The following is a 21249-nucleotide window of genomic DNA, read 5'->3' as shown; positions in this document are numbered from 1 at the left end:
GACGTCAGCCCTGCCAGTGACTTTGTTGAATGATCCAGCGCTTCGCGAGCAGGCTCGCTCCCACAGTTCAAACTCCCTGTTTAATCCGTTTTTTCTGCAACCGCCCAGCAAAAAAATTACGTTTCTTAGACGTTTTTCGCCTATTTAAAGACGATTCTTGAAATTGACACACAGTTCAGGGCGCGGCTACGATTCGGCCCAACGCCTGTGGCTAACCGCCATGACTCAAAATAAGGAGCAGGCCCGCCATGACGTTAACGTCGGCGGGCTTTTTTGTTTCGGGGTGAATACAAGAGTGCAGAAAGCGCCGTTTCAGCCGTTCGACACAGCGCGTTTCAACCCGTAATAAGGAAAACAAAATGTTGAACAAGCGAATCAGTCTGATCGCACTGGGGATGTTGAGTGCTACACAGGCCATGGCTAACGACCAGGCCGAATCCAAGGGTTTCGTTGAAGACAGCAGCCTGAAAGTACTGTTGCGCAACGCCTACATCAATCGTGATTACAAAGACGGTAACAAGGACAAGGCCGAATGGGGCCAAGCGGCCATCGGTACGTTCTCGTCGGGCTTCACCCAAGGCACCGTAGGTGTCGGCGTGGACGCTTTCGGTCTGTACGCATTGCGCCTGGACGGCGGCAAGGGCCGTAGCGGCGCCGGCGGCATCGACTTCTTCAAACAGGAAAATGACGGTCGTGCGAACCACGACATCGCCAAGGGCGGCGCAGCGGTCAAATTCCGTGTTTCCAACACCGTGTTGACCTATGGCGACCAGATGCCGGCCCTGCCGGTGCTGAGCTACGACAACGTGCGTCTGCTGCCGGAAAGCTATACCGGTACTTTGATCACCTCCCGTGAGATCCAAGGCCTGGAATTGAACGCCGGCCGTTTCACTGCCGAGTCGCGCAAAAGCGATGAGGGCCGTGACAGCGGCGGTCTGAAGTCGATCAACGTGTTGGGCGGCAGCTATCAGTTCACCGAACACTTCAAAGGCGCGCTGTATGCGTCCGACGTTGAAGACGTCTTGAAGAAACAGTACGTGAACGCCAACTATGTGATTCCGTTCAACAAGGATCAGTCCCTGACCCTGGACTTCAACGGCTATCGCACCAAGCTGGACAGCTCGTACGTACGCGAAAACACCGTGCCGGGCGAAAGCATCGTCACTGGTCGCGACAACAAGATCTGGAGCCTGGCAGCCACTTTCGCCACCGGCCCGCACTCGTTCACCGTGGCGCATCAGCGTTCCACTGGCGACAGCAACCTGGGCTACGCCTATGGCGGCTACCAGAAAGACCAGGGTCGTGTCGGCGACGGCGGTAACTCCATCTACCTGGCCAACTCCTACTGGTCTGACTTCAACGCCGAAGACGAACGCAGCTGGCAGCTGGGTTACGGCCTGGATTTTGGTTCGTTCGGCGTTCCGGGTCTGAGCTACAACTTCGCTTACGTGCGCGGCGACAACATCACCACGTCTACCAGCGAAGGCGGCACCGAGCGCGAGATCTTCAACCAGTTCAAGTACGTCGTGCAAAGTGGCCCGGCCAAAGACCTGAGCGTGAAGTTGCGCAGTTCGATCCTGCGCGTGTCGCAGAAATCCAGCGAGTACAACGTCAGCGGTAACGAACTGCGTGTATTCGTGGACTATCCGATCAACATCTTCTGATGATCGATCCGCTGTAAGAAAAATGAGAAAACCCCGATTCGTTCGGGGTTTTTTTTCGGCGGTTTTTCAGCGCAAACCGCAAATAACCGGTGTTTTTGTCATGTAAAAGTCGTTTTTCAAGCGCTGCAGATTCCGTTTCAAGCAGTGCTTCAAATGCCTGAAATTCTTTCTCATGGACGCAAATTCTCCACCCAATAGATTAGGGCGTTCAACGCAGCGGAGAATTTGGTAATGATCGTTTTGAACAGAGAAGTGGGCGAATCGCTACGGCGCGACAAGTTTGTCAACGTCCAGGGTGGTGACTTCAATCTCTACGGTCATTTTGCCGACTTCGTCAGACTGACCAAAAGTTGGGAAAACATGGAGCCTGACAGCTACTACGGTCAGGCCGAAGCCGGCATGCGTTATCGTCGTTACAGCGACTTTGAATACAACCCGAAAACCCGTGAGCTCAAGCAACTTGAGCATCGCGCTTACGTGCAATCGAAAGAGAACAACGCTTACGTCGGTGGCGTGGTGCGCCACTTCCAGGACTTTTCCGAAGAAGTGATCTCTTCGCCGGTGATGCGCAGCCTGATCGACACCGATTTCGAAGTGTACAAAAGTGTGCTGCCGGAAGAGTTGCACGATGAAATCTGGCAGTGTCAGATCCATCAGATCCGCATCGAGATCAAACCCGGCAAACAGCTGGAAATCACCCCTGAAGGCATTCATTGCGACGGCTATCCGTTCAGCGGCGTGCACTTCTGGGGGCGCAATAATGTCGAGGGCGCTGAGAGTCGTTTGTACGACATTCATCAGCAGCAACTGGCGGCGACCACCTACGAGGAAATTCTCGATACCACCTATTTCCTTGATCGCGACATGCGCCATTACGTGACCCCGGCGCGCAATACCCACGCCCATGCCATGGCGTACCGGCAGATTCTGGCGATTTCCTTCTCGCGGCCCGGGACCGCTTTCGACATTGTTCGCTAATCAGATCACCCCAATCGACGGCGTCGAGTGCTCGACGCCAGTGGTACTGCGCCGCGCCACCGCCAAGGATGCGCAACGCATGGAGCGCTTCTTCCGTCAGTTCGATGAAGTGTCGTTCTGCGAATGGCAGGACGCCAAATGCCTGCGCGGCGTGTTGATCCAGAAAACCACCACGGCGTATCTGGCTTTCGATGTCGAGGGCGAGATCGTCGGCGCGGTACTCGGCGGCATGCTCGGCAGTCGCGGCACGATCAACCATCTGGCCGTGAGCCCGCGCTACCGCAGCCAGGGCGTGGGCCAGCGTTTGGTCGAAGCAGCGTCGTCCGACATGAAAAGGGTCGGGGTGCTGCGGATGTTTCTGTTCGTCGACGATGCTAACCTCGCGGGCAAGCGATTCTGGACCGCCCAGGGTTTTTGCGAGCCTCACGGCGAACGAACATTTGAGAGGGATCTATGAATGAAAGGTCCGGCAGCGCGCCGCTGATGGCGACTCATCAGCCGTCGCGCACGTTTGCCGAAGCCAGCCCGGTGGTCGCCGGGTATTTCACCGTGTCGTTTGTTTTCGGGCTGATGGCGGTAAACGCCGGCCTGCCGATGTGGCTGCCGGTGGCGATGTGCTTGTTTGTCTATGCCGGCGCTTCGCAATTCGCCGCGCTGGCGCTGATCTCCAGCGGCGCGTCGCTGACCACCATTGTGCTGACCACTTTCCTGATCAATGCGCGGCACATGCTGATGTCGGTGTACATGGCCAAAGCCCTGCGTGCATTGGGCTTGAGCCGCATGGAGCGTTGGGCTTACGCCGGTGGCCTGACCGATGAATCCTTCGCCTTTCACAGCGTCAAGCTCGGCACGGGCGCACCGGTCAATGTGCGTTACCTGATCGGCTTCAACCTGTTCTGCCACACCTCGTGGGTGCTCGGCGGTCTGCTCGGTGCGGTCTGCGCGCAGTACGCGGCGCACTTGATCAAATATCAGCTCGATTACGCGCTGACGGCGATGATGCTCTACGTGCTGGTCTCGCTGTGCAACACGCGTAACAAATTGATTGCGGCCGCTGCTGCCGTGGTCTGCATGGGCGCGCTGAGCCTGATCGGAAGTTCGCCCTTCAACGTATTTATCGCCACGTTTGTGGGCTGCGGAGTGGGTGTATGCCTGACCAAACGTTCCTGATTCTGGTGGTGGTGCTGATGATGGCGGTGACCTTCCTGCCACGCGCCTTGCCGCTGCAGATCAACACCGACCACTGGCCGCCCTTCGTGGCGCGGGCGCTGGAATATCTGCCGGTGGCGATCGTCGCTGCGATCAGCCTCACGCCCTTGTTGATCAAGGACCGGCAGATCCAGCTCGATCGCCCGGAATTCTATGCTGCAATTCCGACGTTGCTATGTGCGTATTTCAGCAAAAACCTCTTTCTCAGTGTGGCGGTGGGGACGGCTGCGTACATTGCGCTCGGCTCGTTCATGTAGCGGCAGATCAACGACGTCGTTCAGCGCCTGGTGGGACAACTCCGGGTTGTTTACCGCCAGGCGCACTTCGAGGAAATCCTCGAAACCGGGAAAAATCGTCAGACCGTTCTTCTGCGCCGCTTCACGCGAGACCATGCCGACCGCATCCATCTGCGTGATCAACGACAGCGTCAGGGTTTCGCTGCAGGAATAGACCATGCGCTGGCCGTTCTCGTGATTGCCCAGTCCGGCGTCGAGAAAGCGCAGAAAACTGTGGGAATACGGACAATCTTCCGCAGGACGCACCTGAAACTTGTTGCCCAGCAAGGTCAGCGGATCGTTTTCCTGACCACAATGCGCACCGACCACCTGCACCTGCACATCCGGCAGGACGATGCTCGGCAGCCCCGGCCGCTGCGGGCCGATCAGCACGGCAAGGTCGAAATCTTCGTTCTTCAGCTTGCTGAGGTTTTCCATCGACTCGGCGTAGCTGAACTCCATCTGATAATCGGGAAACACCTCGATCAGGCGCCCGATCATGCGCCGGTTGAAATCAGGCGACAGGGTGTTGTTCAACGCGACCTTCAATGTTCGCTGCCCGGGTACCTTCAGCGCCTCGACCTTTTCTTCCATCTGTCGCGTGGCAATCAGCACTTTGTCGATGTAAGGCGTGAGCTCCGTGCCTTGCGGCGTCAGCGTCAGGCCCTTGTTGGAACGGCGAAACAAGCGGAAACCGAACTGCTCTTCGACCTTGTTCAACTGTGCGGCCAACGCCTGCACGGTCAGGCACGAATGCTCGGCTGCGGCCGACAACGAGCCGGTCTGCACGATGCGCATGAGGTTGCGTAAGGTTCTGCTATCCATGGGTAATGCCCCCTGAAGTGGGCTGGGTATTGTTGTGTACGAAACGACCGAAACGGCGCCATATGCCGGCTATATTCCTGCACCTGAGCATAGTTGTCGCGGATTTAGTAGCGAATTGATTTCCCCGCCGATGGCTGGAGGCTGACAGAGGATCGGGGTTTTTGGTGAAGTGGGGGTGATGAAGGTCAAAAAAGTGCGTGGTTTTGGTGCGCGGGGAGATTCTTTTCGAAGAGAAACAGCTTACATCTTCCTAGCTTTTTGCCTGCGTCATACGCAGATAGGTCTCAGGTAAAGTAACGATTCAGCTGATAGCGCCCAACAGTCAAAGGAGTTGAAATGGATGTCTGACATGCGAGCCATGGTGGTAGATAACCACCGATCAACTTCGCATTGACCCACAAAGATCACTCCGAACACAATGCAGGGGTAGCGCTGATGTAGCTACAAAACCACGATGAGGTAATTGAAATGGCTGCACTACTGAAAACTACCGATGTGCGCTGCCGCATTGATGAGGATTTGAAAGCGCGTGCCACTGAAGTCTTGAACGCTTGCGGGCTGAGCATTAGCGACGCCATGCGACTTTTTCTGCGACAGGTTGTTGCTACTCAGGGGCTTCCCTTCGAGGTGCGAGTTCCATCGGAGAAGACGGCCCGCGCAATGATGGAAGCACGAGAAATCCGTCAGCGTTTCGACTCGATAGACGACATGCTGAGGAATGCTGATGGCGAAACAGGAGAAAACACAAAAACGCGCTGATCGACCTAAACAGTGTGCACATACTTCTGAATTCAAGAAGTCTTGGGATCGTTATAACCGTGCCGGAAGGCGAGATATGAACGACGTTCGGAAGGTGATGGCAATGTTGTTCCTGGGGCAGCAGTTACCGGCAGAATATCTGGATCATGCGCTGACTGGAGATTGGTCTGGATTCCGCGAGTGTCATATCGGTGGCGATTTTCTGATGGTTTACGAGAACACACGTCCAGATTTGATCACGTTCGTGGATTTAGGGAGTCATTCAGAACTGTTTCAATAGCGCAGAAATACATAAGCCGGCTTAACTCCGGCTTCTGTGCGTTTGATTGTTACGATTCGTTCGTTTGTGTACCAAAATACTAAAAAATTACAGTTATGTACTAGTCTTCAGCTAAGACAAAAAATCAGGAGGCGTCTATGCCTACCTCATCCCCAGCTCTCACCCCACGCGAACAACTCGACGCCCCCGAAGCCGGGCGCGTTGCGCTGAAGTTCTTCTTCAACCTCATGGAGCACTGGGGCTGCAATGCCGAGCAACAACGCACCCTGCTCGGAGGAGTCGGCAACACCACGTTCTATAAATACAAACACCTGCCAGACATACGCCTGCCCCATGACACCCTCGAGCGCATCTCTTACCTGATGGGTATTCACAAGGCGCTGAGCATCATCTTCAGCAACAGCCGCGAGCGCGCCTACGATTGGGTCAGCAGCCCCAACACGGCGGCACCGTTCAACGGCAAAACCGCGCTGGATTACATGCTGGCGGGCCGGGTGGTCGATATCGCCGATGTGCGCCGCTACCTCGACGGAGTGCGCGGTTGAAAGCGCCGGCGCCGGTGGATGTGCCATGGCCGCGGGCGTATCGCATCGTCAACAGCAGCTTCCCGCCGATTGCACTGTTCGAAGACGTCCTCGACCCCGAGGACCTCGAAGTTGCCTACGCCATCGAAGCACTGACCAATGATCGGCTGGTCGAACAGGCCGGCGTCCTTGCCCGCGTACGTCCCGAAGATCGCCTGTCCGGTCCTGGTTCCAGCCCGGTGATGGCCGCGTTCACTCACGTCGGCAAACGCAGCCGTTTCAGTGACGGCACCTTCGGCGTCTATTACGCCGCCAGCAGCCAGGCTGCGGCGATCGCCGAAACCTGTTTTCACCAGGAACGTTTTCTCGCGGCGACCCGGGAAGCCAATCTCGAATTGACCATGCGTACTTACTTCAATCAGGTGATCAGGCCGCTGCATGATATTCGCCATGGCTTTGATCATCTGCATCAGCCTGATCCTGAAGCCTATGGCCCATCACAACTGTTCGCGCAACGACTGCGCGACGCCGAGTCGTGGGGCTTGCTCTATAACAGCGTGCGGTTGCCCGGGCATGAGTGCGTTGCGGCGTTTCGGCCGCCGGCGGTATCGATTCCGAAGCAGGGCAAGCATTTGCGCTATGTCTGGAGCGCAAGTGAGGGCAGAATTTCGTTTGTATTCGAGATCAGTCAGGTCTGAATTATCGCTTTGACTTCGTCGAGCGTTGTGACGGGAATGACGCTGGATGGAATTCGCGAAGAGGGCGACAAGTTGTAAACGGCAAATTTACTGTCGATGACTTTGTCGGACATGAGTTTCAGAGATGGAAGAATTCTGGAATGAAAATGCTGGTCCAGCCCGCACGGGGAGATAGAGCTTCCATCAGTCTCGTAAAAACGCCCGGCCGACTGGTTCATATCCGCTCCCACCAAAATCACCTTTGAAAAGCCTGCGTGATAGGCAAGTTGGAGTGCGAGATACAAGACTGTGCGGGCATCAAAAAAACCATGGGCCAGGTTTTTGCTGAACCCGATACTGCGGTTTCGGCTACCCCAAACAGCTCGATTACGTACCAGATCCTGGTTGTTGCGAAGTAGCCATTCAGTCAGGGTTGGTTTGGGCGCTTTCTTCAGAAGATAGAGATCACCTGTCGGTTCAACGGCCAGTTCCTGGGCCTGGCGAGCCCAGAGAGCTACTCGCTGACTGGTGCGCATCGCATAGGCAAACAAGTCAGGCTGTTGTAGCGAAAAACTGGTGTCGGTGCATGCGTAGAAGAACGGCTTGATGCCTGTTCCCATGAACATGGATATCGCGCCGTTCACCGTGATCATCGGGATATCGGCAAACTGTTCAATGGGAAAGTCCTTCGCGGAGTTACCCGACGCGATAATGAATACAGCGCCTTGAGCAATGTTTCGACAGTCAGAAAAGTCCCTGATTTGCGATCGTGCGCAGCCGTTTGGCGTTTCTGATGTTGAGTTCATCGATGGTCTCTTGGTCCATGTCATGCATTCAGTCCGTTGTGCTGACGTGATGAAGCGAGATGACTCTTCTATAGCGCCGCGCTTTGTAAGTGAGTGTTGCGCTCGGCGTTAGTTCCCGTTTGGCTGCTGGGCAGCCGAGGCGTTGGCCAAGAACGCTCCAGTGGCTGGCGGGTTATCTGGATAGATGCAGGAGGGAAGTCGGTTATGTCCGCGCATCAAGGGATCTTGAGGAAGGCCGGCATGTTTTCGGCAGGCCTGAAATGCAAAAAGCCCTCGCATCAACGAGGGCTTCGAATGGCGGTTTGCATCAATGCCTGTCTGGTGGCGCATCCATTACTTTCACCACATCATCGATCAGTGCCTTGCTTGGCTCCTGCAGATACTGCGAGGCATAAGCGCGGACGTTGCAGGATTGGGAGCAGGGGCGCAGGCAACCGACGGGTGCAGCGCAGACTCTCTTGCGGGTCGCAAGTCAGCATCCTGAGGCGTTGCGGGATTTGCATCCTGCCTGATCCCCATAGTTGACTTCTTGGCTGACTCAGAAACAACAAAGCCCCTGCATTTCTGCAGGGGCTTTGTTTTGTATGGTGCCGGCACCAGGAGTCGAACCCGGGACCTACTGATTACAAGTCAGTTGCTCTACCAACTGAGCTATACCGGCGTGTGGGCGACGATTATAGCGATTGGGTAGATCCTGTAAACCCCTGAATTCAGACTATTTTTGCATTCCGGAAAAATCAGGCCCTGCGCAAATTAATGCGCAGCTTTTGTACCTCAAGCGCAGTAAGGCATTTATGCAGGGCGTACGGTTGAGTCTGGGCTTTCGAGACCCTGCAGTTATTCACTCGGCCAGCCCAATATTCGTCGGTTATGTCGTTTTGATTGGCAGCTTATGCACAACTGAGAGGCGCGAGCACTGCTTGGGCGACGTTTTGTGAAGCCATTCTCATCTTGTTCGCAAATCCCTGTTTTGCCGGTTTTTATTTATGTGAACAAAAAATGACCAGTGTTGTTAAGTCGACGAAACAGGCGCAGATATTGGATCCATGGAAAATCCATCAACAGAGTTATCCACAGGCCGTAACGTTTTAAGCGCGTTCGGCGAGCAGCAGTAAGTTACGCGGTGTGAGTGAGGTGTCGCAAAAGGTGCCGAGGCGTGCGACGTATCCCTGGTCTGCGAGGAAAAGTGCCCGATCCAGATTCAGCCAAAGCTCCAGCGGTCGTCGGAACAAACCGCGGAGCAATTCCAGGTTGCGCACTTCGGCCAACCGCTGCCAACCGGCGGCTTCGAGTGTCGACCAGTCTGGCGAGCCGACTGTGGATAACTCCTTCAGTGCTGCCAGATCGAGACAATAGTCCGCAAACGGTTTATCCAGCCAGGCGCTGGGCAGGGAGGGCGTTGGCAGGTATTCATCGACGCCGCGCACTTGCCGTTGCAGCAGGTCGAAAGCCAGGCGACGAGCCATCGAGGTGTCGCGCTGACGTCGGACGCGCGCACCGGCGGTGACGGTTTCGCTCATCGGCAGCGACAGATCTTCCAGCGAGAGCTGTAGAAGCGATGCCGATCCTGCGCAGGACAAGGCGTGATATTCGTTGCGACTGATGCGGTTGTAGCAGCAGGGCGCGATCGCCATTTGCTGGCAGCCGGCAGCACTGGCCAAATGCATCAAGCGCACGTGCAGATCACCGCAAGCGTGGAGGGCAACGGGGGTGTGGGCGGCGTTCAATACGGCCGGGGCGTCTGCCGCGAGTACATCCTGTTCGACATGCAAAGCGTGCAGATGATGACGCTGACTCAAGGCCTGACCGCTGGCGACCAGCACCGGATCGTATTCAACGCAAGTCAATTGTTGCCCGGCACCCAACAGGCGCCGTCCCAGATGCCCTTTGCCGGAGCACCAGTCCAGCCAATGCGTCGGCTGCGAGGCAAAGGATAGGCGACCGGCAAACGCCTCGATCTGCTGCCACTTGCGCCCAGGCACATCGACATTCAAGCGATGCCCGGCAGCTTCAAGCGCACGCCCCGGCAACCCACCGACCGCACTCAACTCTGCCGACAACTTCGCCAATGAAGCGAACGGCTCTGGCGCATCGACAAGATCAGCAGGATGGTTATGCGCGCGTTCTGCATCTTCCAGCGATCGCCCGCGTAGCCACGCAGACAGTTCGGGATAAGAAGCTTCCCAGGCAAGCAAAAGATGGGTGAACGGACGTGGTTTCCACAGCGCCTGATGCTTAATCAAGAAAGCATCCAGCGCGGTGAAGCGGGCGAGTAGAGCCTCGCCCGTCAGCACGTGGGAAGTATCAGCGGCCTTGGCAGGCATCGACGCGCAGCCAGCGCTCCAGCAGCTTGAAGCCGCGTACCAGCACGTAAGCCATGACCAGATAGAACACACCGGCGGCGAAGAAGATCTCAACCGGCAGATAAGTGCGGGCGATGATCGTGCGGGCCATGCCGGTCAGTTCCAGCAGGGTCACGGTGCTGGCCAGAGCGCTGGCCTTAAGCATCAGGATCACCTCGTTGCTATAGGCCGGCAGGCCGATGCGCGCGGCACGGGGCAGGATGATGTAGAACATCGCTTTGGGCCTGGACATGCCCAAGGCCCGCGCAGCTTCGATTTCACCGTGTGGAATTGCCTGAATGGCTCCACGCAGAATTTCGGCGATGTACGCCGCCGTATGCAGTGTCATGGTCACGGTCGCGCACCAGAACGGATCGCGCAGGTACGGCCACAAAGCGCTTTCACGCACCGCGTCGAACTGCGCCAGGCCGTAATAGACCAGGAACAGCTGCACCAGCAGCGGTGTGCCGCGGAAAAAGAAGATGTAGGCGTAGGGCAGCGAACGCACGTACCAACGCTTCGAAGAGCGCGCGATGCCCAGCGGAATGGCGAGCAGCAGGCCGGCGATGACCGCGATGGCGACCAGTTCCAGCGTCAGCGTCGCGCCCTGTGCCAGTTTCGGCAGCCACTTGATGATGACTTCCCAGTTCATTGCGCGCTCCTCGCAAAGCCGCGGGCGGCGCGTTTTTCCAGCAAGTGCATGCCGGTCATCGCCAGCACCGTCAGGCCGAGGTACATGATTGCCGCGACCATATAGAAGGTGAACGGTTGTTTCGACACGGTCACACCGATCTGCGCGTGACGCATGATTTCTTCCAGACCGATGACCGATACCAGCGCGGTGTCTTTCATCAGGATCATGAACAGGTTGCCCAGGCCAGGCAGGGCGATGCGCCACATCTGCGGCATGATCAACCGGGTGAAAATCCGCCACTTCGACAGGCCCAGGGCCTGGCCGGCTTCACGGTGGCCCTTGGGGATGGCCAGCAGGGCGCCACGAAACACTTCCGTGGCGTACGCACCGAAGCACAGGCCCAGTGCGATCACACCGGCGGCAAAGGCGTTGAGTTGCAGGTCGGGGTTGCCGAAGTACTCACCGAGGCTGCGCATCAGGTTGACCGTACCGAAGTAGATCAACAGCACCCAGAGCAATTCCGGTACGCCGCGTACCAGCGTCGAATAAGTGCCGCCAAGCCATTGCAGCGGCTTGTACGGGGAAGTCTTGGCCAAGGCGCCGAGCAGGCCGAGCACCAGGCCCAGGCACAGGGCAGTGAGGGCCAGTTGGACGGTCATCAGCGCACCAGCGGCGAGCGCCGGGCCGAATCCGTAGAGGTCGATAATCATGGGTTTCTGTTCAAATTGCGGCAGGCAAAGTCGGGAGCCGGTGCCGCTTGATCACGGCGCCGGTCCCACAGGTCAGATCAATAGATGCTGAACGGGAAGTACTTGTCGTTGATTTTCTTGTAGGTACCGTCAGCGACGATTTCCTTCAGGGCTGCGTTCAGCTTGTTGCGCAGCTCGTTGTCACCCTTGCGCACGGCGATGCCGATCTTGTCGCTTTCCACCACCGGGTCGCCCTTGAACTCGTAGTTCTTGCCGGCGTCGGTTTTCAGCCAGTCATAGTTGGCGTACTTGTCGGCGAGGATCGCGTCGACGCGACCGGAAGTCAGGTCGAGGTAGGCGTTTTCCTGGGTGTCGTAGAGGCTGACCTTGATGTCGCCGCCGTAGGTGTCTTGCAGCCAGGTGCCGGCCAGCGTTGCGCGCTGGGTGCCGATGGTCTTGCCCTTGAGCGAGTCCTTGTCGGTCTTGAAGTCGACGCTTTTCAGCGCGATGAACTGCAATTTGTTCGAGTAGTACGGGTCGGTAAAGTCCACCGCCGCTTTGCGCTCTTCGGTGATCGACAGCGAGGAGATCAGGAAGTCGAACTTCTTCGCGTTCAGCGCCGGAATGATGCCGTCCCAGTCAGAGGTGACGACGGAGCATTCGGCTTTCATCTTCGCGCACAGGGCGTCGCCGATTTCCTTGTCGAAGCCGACCACCTGGCCGCTGGCGTCTTTATTGTTGAACGGCGGGTAGGCCGCTTCGATGCCCATCTTCAGGGTTTCAGCCATGGCACCGGCGCTGAATGCGAGGGTGACGGCGGCGGCCAGGAAGACCTTCTTGAAATTCTGCATGCATGTTGCTCCGTTAGCGGTTGCTGGACATGAATTGTTTGCAGCGCGCCGAAAGCGGGTTGTCGAACACCTGCTGTGGCGATCCTTGCTCTTCTATAAGGCCCTGATGAAGGAACACCACTTCGCTGGAGACTTGGCGGGCGAAGCCCATTTCGTGGGTCACGAGCAGCATGGTGCGGCCTTCTTCGGCCAATGCGCGGATGACACTAAGTACTTCCTGAACCATTTCCGGGTCAAGCGCGGAGGTGGGTTCGTCGAACAGGATCACCTTCGGCTGCATCGCCAGCGTGCGGGCGATGGCGGCGCGTTGTTGCTGGCCGCCGGACAATTGCGCCGGATAGGCGTGGCGCTTGTCAGCGATGCCGACCTTGGCCAGCAACGCTTCGGCGACTTCGATGGCCTCGGCCTTGCTCTGGCCGAGCACGCGGCGCGGGGCCTCTATGACGTTGTCGAGCACGCTCATGTGTGGCCACAGATTAAAGTTTTGAAATACAAAACCAATCTCCGAGCGCAGGCGATTGATCTGTTTGCCGTCGGCGGCGACCAGTTCGCCGTTCTTCGCGGCCTTGAGCTTGAGTTCTTCACCGGCCACGAGGATCTGGCCCTGATGCGGATTTTCCAACAGGTTGATGCAGCGCAGGAACGTGGACTTGCCGGAACCGGAAGAGCCGAGGATCGAGATCACGTCGCCGTCGCGGGCGGTCAGCGAGATGCCTTTGAGCACCTCCAGCTGTCCGTAGCGTTTGTGCAAGTTGCGGATTTCAAGCGCGGGCGTGGCCTCAGCCATGTGCGTTCCTCATATATGTTGCGCTCCTGCTGTTGGCGGGCCTTTCTGGCGAGGCGGCCAAGCTAGCATAGCGTTTCAATGGCAGCCAACAGCGCTACGAGCGGTAAACGGGTGGCATGTGGCGGGTTGTCGCATCGGCGCAGCAGACTGTCGCCCCATCAACAACCGAACGGGTGTTTGATCATGCAAACCCGTGGGTGCCGCGTAAAAAAAGGCGCGATGTTGCCAGCTTTGGCGGGGTGTTGGAAGCGCTATCCGGCCGAACGTTCCTTATTCGCCCTTTTTCTGTGCGCCGCACACTTTTTCTGTGCGTTTCTGGTGCGCGGATTCGGCTTGAAAGTGAGTCGCCGGGTAACGTTCTGGCGAATAGCCATTAAACTCAATGACTTGCATCGGATGCCGAAGCCCCCGGCACTCAAGGACTTGAAACATTTTGGCGCAAATATTGCGTGCAGAATAAGGAACAGGCCGTTGGATTCTTTTTACGAGAAAGAATTTACAGACGCGCCGGACGCACTCGCTTTCCTTGCAAAGGTAGTCTCTATGAGCAGTACCCCAAGCTCCACTGGCCTCGAACAGGGGCTCAAACCGCGTCATGTGACCATGTTGTCGATCGCCGGTGTGATCGGCGCCGGTCTGTTTGTCGGCTCCGGCCACGCCATTGCTGCCGCCGGCCCGGCCGTGCTGCTGGCTTACGCCGCCGCCGGTACGTTGGTGGTGTTGGTGATGCGCATGCTCGGCGAAATGGCCGTGGCTTCGCCGGACACCGGTTCGTTCTCGACTTACGCTGACCGCGCGATCGGTCACTGGGCCGGTTTCACCATCGGCTGGTTGTACTGGTGGTTCTGGGTGCTGGTGATTCCGCTGGAAGCCAACGCCGCCGCAACCATCCTGCACGCGTGGTTTCCGGGCGTGGACATCTGGGCTTTCGCGCTGGTCATCACCATGCTGCTGACCGTGACCAACCTGTTCAGCGTGAAGAACTACGGCGAGTTCGAGTTCTGGTTCGCCCTGATCAAGGTGCTGGCGATCATCGGCTTCATCGGCCTCGGTCTGGCGGCGATTTTCGGTTTCCTGCCGACCAGTCAGGTCAGCGGTGTGTCGCATCTGTTCGACAGTGGCGGCTTCCTGCCCAACGGCATGGGCGCTGTGCTGGGCGCGATACTGACCACCATGTTCTCGTTCATGGGCACCGAGATCGTCACCATCGCGGCGGCGGAATCGAAGGACCCAGGCAAGCAGATCTCCAAGGCGACCAACTCGGTGATCTGGCGGATCGGCCTGTTCTATCTGGTTTCGATTTTCATCGTGGTGGCGCTGGTGCCGTGGAACGATCCTACCCTGGCCAACCTCGGTTCCTACCAGACCGTGCTTGAGCGCATGGGCATTCCCAACGCGAAGATGATCGTCGACATCGTCGTACTGGTGGCGGTGACCAGTTGCCTGAACTCGGCGCTGTACACCTCGTCGCGCATGCTGTTCTCCCTCGGCAAGCGCGGCGATGCCCCGGCCATGTCGACCCGCACCAACAAGAGCGGCACGCCTTACTGGGCGGTGATGCTGTCCACCGGCGCTGCGTTCCTCTGCACCTTCGCCAACTATGTGGCTCCGGCAGCGGTGTTCGAGTTCCTCCTGGCCAGCTCCGGCGCCATCGCCCTGCTGGTGTACCTGGTGATCGCCTTCTCGCAACTGCGCATGCGCAAACAGCGCATGGCGCGCGGCGAGAAGATCGTCTTCAGCATGTGGCTGTTCCCGGGTCTGACCTGGGCGGTGATCATCTTCATCGTCGCCGCGCTGACCATCATGCTGTTCCAGGAAGCCCACCGCGTGGAAATCCTCGCCACCGGTCTGCTGAGCGTTATGGTGGTAGCGGCTGGTCTGCTGGTGTCGCGCCGTCGCAAGCTGGAGAAGCGTGGTGCGGTGGTGTTGAACTGAGTCGTAACGCGTGATGTAAAAACGGCCGCTGTCAGGGATGACTAGCGGCCGTTTTTGTTTCTGAGCTTTCCAGTCAGGTTAAACCCAGTCCTCGATTCGCAAACCGGAAACGCGTTGAAACTCCCGTACGTTGTTCGTCACTACAATGAGTCCAAGTGAGCGTGCGTGGCCAGCGATCATTTGGTCGTATGGCCCGATCGGCGTTCCAGCCTTCGCGAGTTCAGATCGAACCATCCCGGCCTGTGCGGCTGCGTCGTTATCGAAAGGCAAGACATCCAGTCGCGCGACAAATCCTTCAACAATTGCCAGATTTTTCTCCGGGGCCGCCGACTTTTCAGCACCGTAAATAAGCTCCATAAGCGTGATAGCGCTGATGCACAACTGCCCGGAATGTCGATTGAAGGCTTCCCGGACAATTTGTGGTTTGTTCTTGATGGTGAAGATGCAGATATTTGTATCCAGCATGTACTTGATCATCAGAACGACTCGCGCTCCTGTTCAGTGGGTTGCTCACGGTTAGCCATGAAATCAGGGCTGACGCTGTCGCCATCAAACCAGCTATCCCAGCTTTCTCCAGCAGGCGTAATGACGCGTGTTCTGCCAATCGCGATGACTTCCACTCGTTTAACGTCGGCGGGCATCGCAACTGCCTTTGGCAGTCGGACTGCCTGACTTCTGTTGCTCATGAAAATTGTGGTCTGCTCCATATTCGAGCTCCCGGGTCTGTTCCTGTGATTAGCTCAGGATAGATCGTGCTGGGGATATGTCAATGGGATATACATCGTCACCGGACAAAGAGTAGCTAGGTCATCCAAACAAAAACGGCCGCTGTCAGGGATGACTAGCGGCCGTTTTTTGTTTCTGAGAAGGGCTTATTCGCTCTTGTCTTCCTGGGGCTCTACCGACTTGCCATAAGCATCCAGCGCCACGCCGAAATCCGTAATGAACTGCGGCTCGCTCAGCCAGGCCTGGGCCTGTTCGATGGTCATGCCGTCGGCCCACATGCGGTAGTCGATGAGCATATCGGCGGCCAGGTGGGTGGCGGCCATGCCTTCGTTGTCGGCGTTTTCCATGTCGAGCAGTTCAGGATGGTCGACGATGATGAAGGCCAGTTCGCGCAGCAGGGTCAGCAGCATTTCGTTGCGGCTGACGGCTTCGGCGTCGCGCATTTTGCTGAACATCGCCAGGGTGTATTCCGGGATCGGCTCGGCGAGGTGGCCGAGGTCTTCGTCCTGATCCAGCGGTTTGCGCCCGACCATGCGGATCTGCTTGGCTTTGGCCTTGGCGCGTTTGGCGCGTTTCTGTTGCTTGTTCAGGGATGCCATGGGAGCTCAGTTCTTCTGTTGGGTTTGTGCAGCGATCGCGTCGGATGCCGCTACATAGTCAGCCTGGAAGGCCGGGGATTCGATCCACGCCAATGCGCCAGCCTCGTCGGTTTCCTGCGACCACTGGCGATACTCGATCAGCGCGGCGAGGATGAAATCCATCGCGCCTTCCTCACCTTCCTGCTCATAGACCAGTTCCAGCAGCGGATCTTCAAGGAACGCGGTGCACATGGCCTGTTGGCTGATCTTCTCGGCGTCGATCATTTTCTTGAACAGCTCGGTCAGGTCCACCGATTCGAAATCGATGCGGTCGTCGTTCGGGTCGAGCTCGACCGGCGCTTCGGCACGCTTGGTGCGGTTCTGCTTGGCCTTGGCTTTGGCCCGGGTGGCGCGTTTTTGCTGCTTGTTGGCGGAGGCCATGATGTGTTCCGTCGTGCGTTGAGAGGGGCTCAGCTGCGTGGCACTTGTCGGCCGGGTGTATCGGCGGCCAGTGCGCCGGTCTGCAGCCAGGTCAGAGCAATGGGCCATAGTGTGGCTTGGTATGCGCTGCGAAAAAAGCCGAAATGTCCGACTTGTCGTTCGCCGATGTCCTGCGGCGCAATGCGCAGATGGGTTTTTGCCGCGTTGCTGAAGTAGCCGAGCAGGCGTTCGATCGCCGGGATCGTGCCGTAAGGATCATCGCTGAGGCTGATGGCCAGAGTCTGCGCGCGGACCTTGGCGAACGGCGGGGCGCCCGCCTTTTTCATCAGTGCGCGACCGCTTGGGCGTTGCTCGTAACGCGCGGTGGGTGTGCTCCAGTCGCAAACTACGCCGGTTGGCGTGTCCTCCAGCCAACCCAGCCGTTTGCCGGGGAAATAGCCGCAGAGCAGCGTCATCAAAGGCATGACCACATGCCACTTGCCGAACATCCGCCAGCGATGTTGAGGCGCGTAATCGCGCCAGTAAGCGAACTGCGCACCGACACTTACCAATCGTCGGATCACGTTGCCCGACTCGGCCAGGCCCGCCGCGCATCCGCCGAAACTATGGGCGACCACATCGATTGGCTGACCGGGAAACTCCTGCTGCGCGCGTTTGAGCATCGCTTCGAAATCCAGCGCGCCCCAGTCAGTCCACGAAGCGCGCAGCCCTTTGATCGATTCGCTGCGTGATTCGCCAATGCCCCGGTAATCGTATGTCATCACATCGCAGCCATGGCTGAACAGGTAGGCCGCGAACCGTGAATAGTGCCGACAGCGCACCGAGGTGGCGGCGTTGATGATGACCACCGGGCGCTGTGGATCGGGCGAACTGTGGCGCCAGGTGAAGCCGCCGAGTGCGTAGCCGTCGTCGGCAGTTTCCTTGAAGGACGTGCCTTCAGCTGCATTCAAAACTGGTTGGCTCAACTCTGCGTCTTCCAACTCGAATGGGGGCTTGCTGCCTATGGCGCTTGACCTCGGCGGTTAGGTGCCAACCATAGTCGCCGCGCTGATCAAGAACAATCCGGCCGGTTCATTCACTGGATTGAATGAGCATGCGTTCTTCGATCAACGCCTGTTCGCGGTTGAGTTCAGCACGTAACTCTTCTTCGCTCGGCAGTATCGTCTTGTAGCTGCTGGCGAACAGTTGCTCATTGCCTTTGAGCATGGAATAGCGCGCCACCGAGTCATTGCTTTCCGCGCTCAGAATGATACCGACGGTTGGCTTGTCACCTTCGCTGCGCTTGAGCTCGTCGTACATGCGCACATACATGTCCATCTGCCCGACATCGCGGGCGCTGAGCTTGCCGCGTTTCAGGTCGATGATCACGAAGCACTTGAGCAGGTAGTTGTAGAACACCAGATCGATATAGAGGTCGACGCCGTCAGTGCTGATGCGTTGTTGGCGGGCGACAAAGGAAAAGCCTTTGCCAAGTTCAAGCAGAAAGCTTTGCAAGTGATCGATGAGGGCTTGTTCGAGTCCGCTTTCCCTGACTTTGCCTGCCGAGGGCAGGCCGAGGAATTCGAGCATGACCGGATCGCGAATGAATTCCCGCGGATTGCATTTCATCGCGTCGATGTTGGTCGTGGCTTCCTCGACCACCTCGGCTTTGTCCGGGCTCATCAGCAGGCGCTCGTAGTAGAGCGTCAGGATCTGACGATCAAGGGCGCGGCTTGACCAGTTGAGGTCGGCGCATTCGTTCATGTACCACAGGCGCGCTTTCTCGCTTTCGACCCGCAGTAGCCGGCGGTAGTGGGTCCAGCTCAATTCGGGACGCAGTGCGTCTCGAATTGGAAATTTTTGATAAAACAGGCGCATCTTCCACAAATTGGTTTCATCAAACCCTTTCCCGAATTGCCCGGTCAGATCCTTAGCCAGTAGGCCAATCAATTTTTTCCCATATCCCGCACGTTGGGCTCCCTGTTGTTCAAACTCGACGATATGCCGGCCGATTTGCCAACAGGTCTGCACCTGGATCGTATCGACCGCGCGTAGCACTTTTTGCCGCGCCTGGCGAATCAGCTCGCCCAGTTCGCCCAGCAGTGAATCGATTTTATGGTCTTGCGTATCAGCAGGTTTGAGCTGGCTCATCGGTTCTTCCGCATTCTGGAAACAGAGACGCAAGCATGCCGGGGAAGGCGGCGCAGGTATGTCGGGCGAACCTGCGAGTTCGGAAGGAAGGGCGGGACAGGCGTTGCAGGACTTTGCCACCGGAAGGCGCGGAACAGGCTAAATGTCCGTAGTCCATTTCGTACTTTTGCCCAGTCAATCGCCGCAGAGTTGGCGGCGCTGCAGTGAGCGATCTGGTGTTGCGCTGGAAGGAGAGGAACCTGCAGGTAAGAGGCTGCTTCAAAAAAGCACCTCAGTTGCATCATCGCGAGCGCTTGCCCTTCGGCCTCTGCTTACGCATCCGTCCTTTGCGATAAATCCACAGCCCGAACACACCGATGGCCAACATGAACGCGGTCCAGAAGCTCTGCCAAACGAACTCGAACCAGTATCGCCGAGGTTGCAGTGCCAAGGTGTAGGTGCTGCGCGGTCCACGATTGTTGGTGGTGATGGAACCGCTGATCCAGCTTTCGATAAGCATGTAGATCGAAAGACACACGGCTAAGGCAATCAGCACGCCAGCGAGCACGGTAAGCCAAAATGTCCAGCGGCTCGGGCGATACGGCGGGGGATGCGGCAAGCGAATACGGGTTCTTTTCTGATTCATAAGCAGGGCTCGCGCAAGCCGGTCAGGAAACTGCCGGCTCTTGCAATTGTTCAGTCGGCATCTGCCGCAGGTTCGTCGGGCGTGCGGCAAGGTGGGCGCATTCAGCGATCACCTTGAGAATGCCGATCACCGCCGGCGTCAGCGCAGTGCCAAGGCAGATGCGCACGCCTGTGGAAGCCTGGCCGTCGGCGAAAAAGATGCCGCTGCCAGCCACGTGACAACCGCGCTCCGTGGCCAGTTGCTGCAGCGCCGGCATGTCGGCGTTTGCAGGCATTTCGATCCAGTGGATGAAGCCGCCGCGCGGGGGCACATAGACGGTCCCGAGCGGGAAATCCGTGCGCACCATCGTTTCTACAAAACTCGCCAGCGAGGACAGTTGCGATCTCAATCTGGCGCAGTGCTCGTCCATGTAGCCACGGCCGATAAATTCATTGAGAACATTTTGCGCCAGGCTGGAAACGGCCAGGTTGCGCGAAAACATCTGCGCGAGGATGGCATTGCGGTATTTGCCGGCCAGACACCAGCCGACGCGATAACCCGGCGCGATGGTTTTCGAAAACGACGAGCAGTAGATTGTCTGGCCGCTGCTGTCGTAGCTCTTGAGGGCGCGCGGCCGATCAGCTTCGGGCACCAGGTCGAAGAAGATGTCGTCTTCGATGATCGGCACATCCGCTTCGCGGGCGATTCTGGAAAGTCGCGCGCGCGCTTCGTCGGGCATGATGAAACCACGCGGATTCTGCAGCGTCGGGTTGAGAAAAATAACCGCGACCTTTTTTTGCTTCAGGGCTTCTTCCAGATGATCGACATCCAGGCCCGTGCGGCCGTCGGTGCGGATCGGCAGGGCGCGCATGCCCAGGCGTTCGATGGTCTGCAGGATGCCGTAATAGGTCGGGGTTTCGATGGCGACTGTAGCGCCTTTCGACGCGACGGCTTCCAGGGCCAGTTCCAGAGCGATGGTGTCGCCCGACGTCACCAGAATATCGTCCGGCCCGCAGACTACACCGCGGGTCAGCATCAGCCCGGCGATGCGCCGTCGCAGCGCTGGGAGGCCGGGTGGCGCGACCAGACCGCTCAGTGCGTTGTCAGTCCTGGCGGCCAGCACCGAGAGGCATTTGTTGAGCAACACGTTGGGCGTGAGATCGCTGTGCAGAACCGCCGAATTCAGCGATGCGGTGGTGCGCGAGGCCGCCTCGGAGAGCATCGCGACCACCGCATGATTGACGTTGACGGTGACACTGGAAAAATCGAAAGCGCCGGACGGTTTTGCCCGTCCTGACGCCGAGACGAAGTAGCCGACGCGCGGCACCGTCGTGACGTAGGCGTCGGCCTCGAGGTCGGCCAGCGCCCGCTGCACCGTGGTGATGCTGGTCTCGAAGATCCGCGCCAGAACGCGGATTGACGGCAGTTTCGCTTCGGCCGCCAGGTCACCGCTGTCGATCTGGCGAATAATCCAGTCCTTGACTATCCGCCAGCGCTTGTCCGGCAAATCAAACCTGTCCATAAGTTCTCTGTGA

Annotated in this window: 26 protein-coding genes, 1 tRNA gene and 1 pseudogene; 11 read left to right on the top strand and 17 right to left on the bottom strand. The window is 57.9% G+C overall.

Annotated features, from left to right (window positions below; translation table 11 throughout):
• Positions 1-359 precede the first annotated feature (359 nt).
• The 5 genes from QMX86_RS07815 to QMX86_RS07795 all read left to right on the top strand — a co-directional run bounded on the left by QMX86_RS07815 (position 360) and on the right by QMX86_RS07795 (position 4108).
• Positions 360-1664, top strand: coding sequence for an OprD family porin (locus tag QMX86_RS07815; RefSeq protein ID WP_056787155.1), 1305 nt, complete (start codon positions 360-362; stop codon positions 1662-1664).
• 231 nt (positions 1665-1895) lie between these two features.
• Positions 1896-2642 (top strand): 2OG-Fe dioxygenase family protein, encoded by a 747-nt coding sequence (locus QMX86_RS07810; protein ID WP_073471539.1) that lies wholly within the window; start codon positions 1896-1898, stop codon positions 2640-2642.
• A 79-nt stretch (positions 2643-2721) separates the two neighbouring features.
• A complete protein-coding gene (locus tag QMX86_RS07805; RefSeq protein WP_003220700.1) occupies positions 2722-3099 on the top strand; it encodes a GNAT family N-acetyltransferase in 378 nt (125 codons plus the stop codon).
• Positions 3096-3812: an AzlC family ABC transporter permease gene (locus QMX86_RS07800; RefSeq protein WP_016772152.1), complete on the top strand. Its 717-nt coding sequence runs from the start codon at positions 3096-3098 to the stop codon at positions 3810-3812. Before QMX86_RS07805 ends, QMX86_RS07800 begins: the two co-directional genes overlap by 4 nt.
• Positions 3791-4108 carry an AzlD domain-containing protein gene (locus QMX86_RS07795; RefSeq protein WP_041477503.1) on the top strand — a complete coding sequence of 106 codons (318 nt, stop codon included), beginning with the start codon at positions 3791-3793 and terminating at the stop codon, positions 4106-4108. Before QMX86_RS07800 ends, QMX86_RS07795 begins: the two co-directional genes overlap by 22 nt.
• Here QMX86_RS07795 and QMX86_RS07790 read toward each other — a convergent pair.
• Positions 4025-4951, bottom strand: a complete 927-nt coding sequence (locus QMX86_RS07790; protein WP_016772151.1) for a LysR family transcriptional regulator — start codon at positions 4949-4951, stop codon at positions 4025-4027. The two genes, QMX86_RS07795 and QMX86_RS07790, sit on opposite strands and share 84 nt — an antisense overlap.
• A 468-nt stretch (positions 4952-5419) precedes the next feature.
• On the opposite strand from QMX86_RS07790, the gene QMX86_RS07785 reads away from it, so the two are divergent.
• From QMX86_RS07785 to QMX86_RS07770, 4 genes are all read left to right on the top strand, one after another.
• Positions 5420-5710: a type II toxin-antitoxin system RelB/DinJ family antitoxin gene (locus tag QMX86_RS07785; RefSeq protein ID WP_125917396.1), complete on the top strand. Its 291-nt coding sequence runs from the start codon at positions 5420-5422 to the stop codon at positions 5708-5710.
• Positions 5670-5990, top strand: a complete 321-nt coding sequence (locus QMX86_RS07780; RefSeq protein ID WP_349016903.1) for a type II toxin-antitoxin system YafQ family toxin — start codon at positions 5670-5672, stop codon at positions 5988-5990. The genes QMX86_RS07785 and QMX86_RS07780 overlap by 41 nt, the downstream gene beginning before the upstream one ends.
• A gap of 137 nt (positions 5991-6127) precedes the next feature.
• Positions 6128-6535: an MbcA/ParS/Xre antitoxin family protein gene (locus tag QMX86_RS07775; protein WP_282384477.1), complete on the top strand. Its 408-nt coding sequence runs from the start codon at positions 6128-6130 to the stop codon at positions 6533-6535.
• Complete coding sequence (locus tag QMX86_RS07770; protein WP_282384478.1) at positions 6532-7212, top strand: RES family NAD+ phosphorylase; 681 nt, start codon at positions 6532-6534, stop codon at positions 7210-7212. Before QMX86_RS07775 ends, QMX86_RS07770 begins: the two co-directional genes overlap by 4 nt.
• On the opposite strand, the gene QMX86_RS07765 is transcribed toward QMX86_RS07770, so the two are convergent.
• Complete coding sequence (locus QMX86_RS07765) at positions 7203-8021, bottom strand: lipopolysaccharide biosynthesis protein (protein WP_130929066.1); 819 nt, start codon at positions 8019-8021, stop codon at positions 7203-7205. The genes QMX86_RS07770 and QMX86_RS07765 overlap by 10 nt on opposite strands.
• Positions 8022-8304: 283 nt before the next feature.
• Positions 8305-8376, bottom strand: coding sequence for a hypothetical protein (locus tag QMX86_RS07760; RefSeq protein ID WP_238537212.1), 72 nt, complete (start codon positions 8374-8376; stop codon positions 8305-8307).
• 19 nt (positions 8377-8395) lie between these two features.
• Between QMX86_RS07760 and QMX86_RS07755 the strand changes: the two are divergent.
• A pseudogene (locus QMX86_RS07755) lies at positions 8396-8509 on the top strand (transcriptional regulator); the annotation flags it as partial.
• Between the two features lie 73 nt (positions 8510-8582).
• Here the strand turns inward: QMX86_RS07755 and QMX86_RS07750 are convergent.
• The 6 genes from QMX86_RS07750 to QMX86_RS07725 form a co-directional block, all read right to left on the bottom strand.
• A tRNA-Thr gene (locus QMX86_RS07750) sits at positions 8583-8658 on the bottom strand.
• Between the two features lie 427 nt (positions 8659-9085).
• Positions 9086-10321, bottom strand: coding sequence for a methyltransferase (locus QMX86_RS07745; RefSeq protein WP_282384479.1), 1236 nt, complete (start codon positions 10319-10321; stop codon positions 9086-9088).
• Positions 10302-10991 (bottom strand): ABC transporter permease, encoded by a 690-nt coding sequence (locus tag QMX86_RS07740; RefSeq protein ID WP_073471551.1) that lies wholly within the window; start codon positions 10989-10991, stop codon positions 10302-10304. Before QMX86_RS07740 ends, QMX86_RS07745 begins: the two co-directional genes overlap by 20 nt.
• Positions 10988-11683 (bottom strand): ABC transporter permease, encoded by a 696-nt coding sequence (locus tag QMX86_RS07735; protein WP_282384480.1) that lies wholly within the window; start codon positions 11681-11683, stop codon positions 10988-10990. The genes QMX86_RS07740 and QMX86_RS07735 overlap by 4 nt, the downstream gene beginning before the upstream one ends.
• 77 nt (positions 11684-11760) lie before the next feature.
• Positions 11761-12513, bottom strand: coding sequence for an ABC transporter substrate-binding protein (locus QMX86_RS07730; protein ID WP_282384481.1), 753 nt, complete (start codon positions 12511-12513; stop codon positions 11761-11763).
• Positions 12514-12526: 13 nt separating this feature from the next.
• Positions 12527-13300, bottom strand: a complete 774-nt coding sequence (locus tag QMX86_RS07725) for an ABC transporter ATP-binding protein (RefSeq protein ID WP_024011209.1) — start codon at positions 13298-13300, stop codon at positions 12527-12529.
• Between the two features lie 543 nt (positions 13301-13843).
• Here QMX86_RS07725 and gabP point away from each other — a divergent pair.
• Entirely contained in the window at positions 13844-15235 is a 1392-nt protein-coding gene (gene gabP / locus QMX86_RS07720) for a GABA permease (protein WP_071174094.1), read from the top strand.
• 78 nt (positions 15236-15313) lie between these two features.
• Here the strand turns inward: gabP and vapC are convergent, their stop codons facing one another.
• The 8 genes from vapC to QMX86_RS07680 all read right to left on the bottom strand — a co-directional run bounded on the left by vapC (position 15314) and on the right by QMX86_RS07680 (position 21236).
• Complete coding sequence (gene vapC / locus QMX86_RS07715; protein ID WP_016772140.1) at positions 15314-15712, bottom strand: tRNA(fMet)-specific endonuclease VapC; 399 nt, start codon at positions 15710-15712, stop codon at positions 15314-15316.
• Positions 15712-15942, bottom strand: coding sequence for a type II toxin-antitoxin system VapB family antitoxin (gene vapB / locus QMX86_RS07710; protein WP_076565118.1), 231 nt, complete (start codon positions 15940-15942; stop codon positions 15712-15714). Before vapB ends, vapC begins: the two co-directional genes overlap by 1 nt.
• Positions 15943-16107: 165 nt before the next feature.
• The gene (locus QMX86_RS07705; RefSeq protein ID WP_016772138.1) at positions 16108-16560 is read right to left on the bottom strand and encodes a hypothetical protein; all 453 of its coding nucleotides are present in this window, start codon (positions 16558-16560) and stop codon (positions 16108-16110) included.
• A 6-nt stretch (positions 16561-16566) separates the two neighbouring features.
• Positions 16567-16980: a hypothetical protein gene (locus tag QMX86_RS07700; RefSeq protein WP_016772137.1), complete on the bottom strand. Its 414-nt coding sequence runs from the start codon at positions 16978-16980 to the stop codon at positions 16567-16569.
• Positions 16981-17009: 29 nt separating this feature from the next.
• The gene (locus tag QMX86_RS07695) at positions 17010-17945 is read right to left on the bottom strand and encodes an alpha/beta fold hydrolase (RefSeq protein ID WP_282384482.1); all 936 of its coding nucleotides are present in this window, start codon (positions 17943-17945) and stop codon (positions 17010-17012) included.
• Between the two features lie 106 nt (positions 17946-18051).
• Complete coding sequence (locus tag QMX86_RS07690; protein WP_122611110.1) at positions 18052-19110, bottom strand: PDDEXK nuclease domain-containing protein; 1059 nt, start codon at positions 19108-19110, stop codon at positions 18052-18054.
• A gap of 280 nt (positions 19111-19390) precedes the next feature.
• Positions 19391-19735, bottom strand: coding sequence for a hypothetical protein (locus QMX86_RS07685; RefSeq protein ID WP_282384483.1), 345 nt, complete (start codon positions 19733-19735; stop codon positions 19391-19393).
• 22 nt (positions 19736-19757) lie between these two features.
• Positions 19758-21236 carry a PLP-dependent aminotransferase family protein gene (locus QMX86_RS07680; RefSeq protein ID WP_282384484.1) on the bottom strand — a complete coding sequence of 493 codons (1479 nt, stop codon included), beginning with the start codon at positions 21234-21236 and terminating at the stop codon, positions 19758-19760.
• Positions 21237-21249 lie beyond the last annotated feature (13 nt).

The organism is Pseudomonas sp. PS01270 (genome assembly GCF_029959775.1).
In the GTDB taxonomy this organism is placed as follows: Bacteria; Pseudomonadota; Gammaproteobacteria; order Pseudomonadales; family Pseudomonadaceae; genus Aquipseudomonas; species Aquipseudomonas atacamensis.
Note: the sequence above shows the minus strand (reverse complement) of the source record. Positions and strands in the feature narration are given on the sequence as shown.

Coding starts and splice junctions, on each gene's coding strand:
- QMX86_RS07815 (WP_056787155.1), top strand. CDS start 360: ATGTTGAACAAGCGAATCAGTCTGATCGCACTGGGGATGTTGAGTGCT.
- QMX86_RS07810 (WP_073471539.1), top strand. CDS start 1,896: ATGATCGTTTTGAACAGAGAAGTGGGCGAATCGCTACGGCGCGACAAG.
- QMX86_RS07805 (WP_003220700.1), top strand. CDS start 2,722: ATGGAGCGCTTCTTCCGTCAGTTCGATGAAGTGTCGTTCTGCGAATGG.
- QMX86_RS07800 (WP_016772152.1), top strand. CDS start 3,096: ATGAATGAAAGGTCCGGCAGCGCGCCGCTGATGGCGACTCATCAGCCG.
- QMX86_RS07795 (WP_041477503.1), top strand. CDS start 3,791: ATGCCTGACCAAACGTTCCTGATTCTGGTGGTGGTGCTGATGATGGCG.
- QMX86_RS07790 (WP_016772151.1), bottom strand. CDS start 4,951: ATGGATAGCAGAACCTTACGCAACCTCATGCGCATCGTGCAGACCGGC.
- QMX86_RS07785 (WP_125917396.1), top strand. CDS start 5,420: ATGGCTGCACTACTGAAAACTACCGATGTGCGCTGCCGCATTGATGAG.
- QMX86_RS07780 (WP_349016903.1), top strand. CDS start 5,670: ATGCTGATGGCGAAACAGGAGAAAACACAAAAACGCGCTGATCGACCT.
- QMX86_RS07775 (WP_282384477.1), top strand. CDS start 6,128: ATGCCTACCTCATCCCCAGCTCTCACCCCACGCGAACAACTCGACGCC.
- QMX86_RS07765 (WP_130929066.1), bottom strand. CDS start 8,021: ATGACATGGACCAAGAGACCATCGATGAACTCAACATCAGAAACGCCA.
- QMX86_RS07745 (WP_282384479.1), bottom strand. CDS start 10,321: ATGCCTGCCAAGGCCGCTGATACTTCCCACGTGCTGACGGGCGAGGCT.
- QMX86_RS07740 (WP_073471551.1), bottom strand. CDS start 10,991: ATGAACTGGGAAGTCATCATCAAGTGGCTGCCGAAACTGGCACAGGGC.
- QMX86_RS07735 (WP_282384480.1), bottom strand. CDS start 11,683: ATGATTATCGACCTCTACGGATTCGGCCCGGCGCTCGCCGCTGGTGCG.
- QMX86_RS07730 (WP_282384481.1), bottom strand. CDS start 12,513: ATGCAGAATTTCAAGAAGGTCTTCCTGGCCGCCGCCGTCACCCTCGCA.
- QMX86_RS07725 (WP_024011209.1), bottom strand. CDS start 13,300: ATGGCTGAGGCCACGCCCGCGCTTGAAATCCGCAACTTGCACAAACGC.
- gabP (WP_071174094.1), top strand. CDS start 13,844: ATGAGCAGTACCCCAAGCTCCACTGGCCTCGAACAGGGGCTCAAACCG.
- vapC (WP_016772140.1), bottom strand. CDS start 15,712: ATGATCAAGTACATGCTGGATACAAATATCTGCATCTTCACCATCAAG.
- vapB (WP_076565118.1), bottom strand. CDS start 15,942: ATGGAGCAGACCACAATTTTCATGAGCAACAGAAGTCAGGCAGTCCGA.
- QMX86_RS07705 (WP_016772138.1), bottom strand. CDS start 16,560: ATGGCATCCCTGAACAAGCAACAGAAACGCGCCAAACGCGCCAAGGCC.
- QMX86_RS07700 (WP_016772137.1), bottom strand. CDS start 16,980: ATGGCCTCCGCCAACAAGCAGCAAAAACGCGCCACCCGGGCCAAAGCC.
- QMX86_RS07690 (WP_122611110.1), bottom strand. CDS start 19,110: ATGAGCCAGCTCAAACCTGCTGATACGCAAGACCATAAAATCGATTCA.
- QMX86_RS07685 (WP_282384483.1), bottom strand. CDS start 19,735: ATGAATCAGAAAAGAACCCGTATTCGCTTGCCGCATCCCCCGCCGTAT.
- QMX86_RS07680 (WP_282384484.1), bottom strand. CDS start 21,236: ATGGACAGGTTTGATTTGCCGGACAAGCGCTGGCGGATAGTCAAGGAC.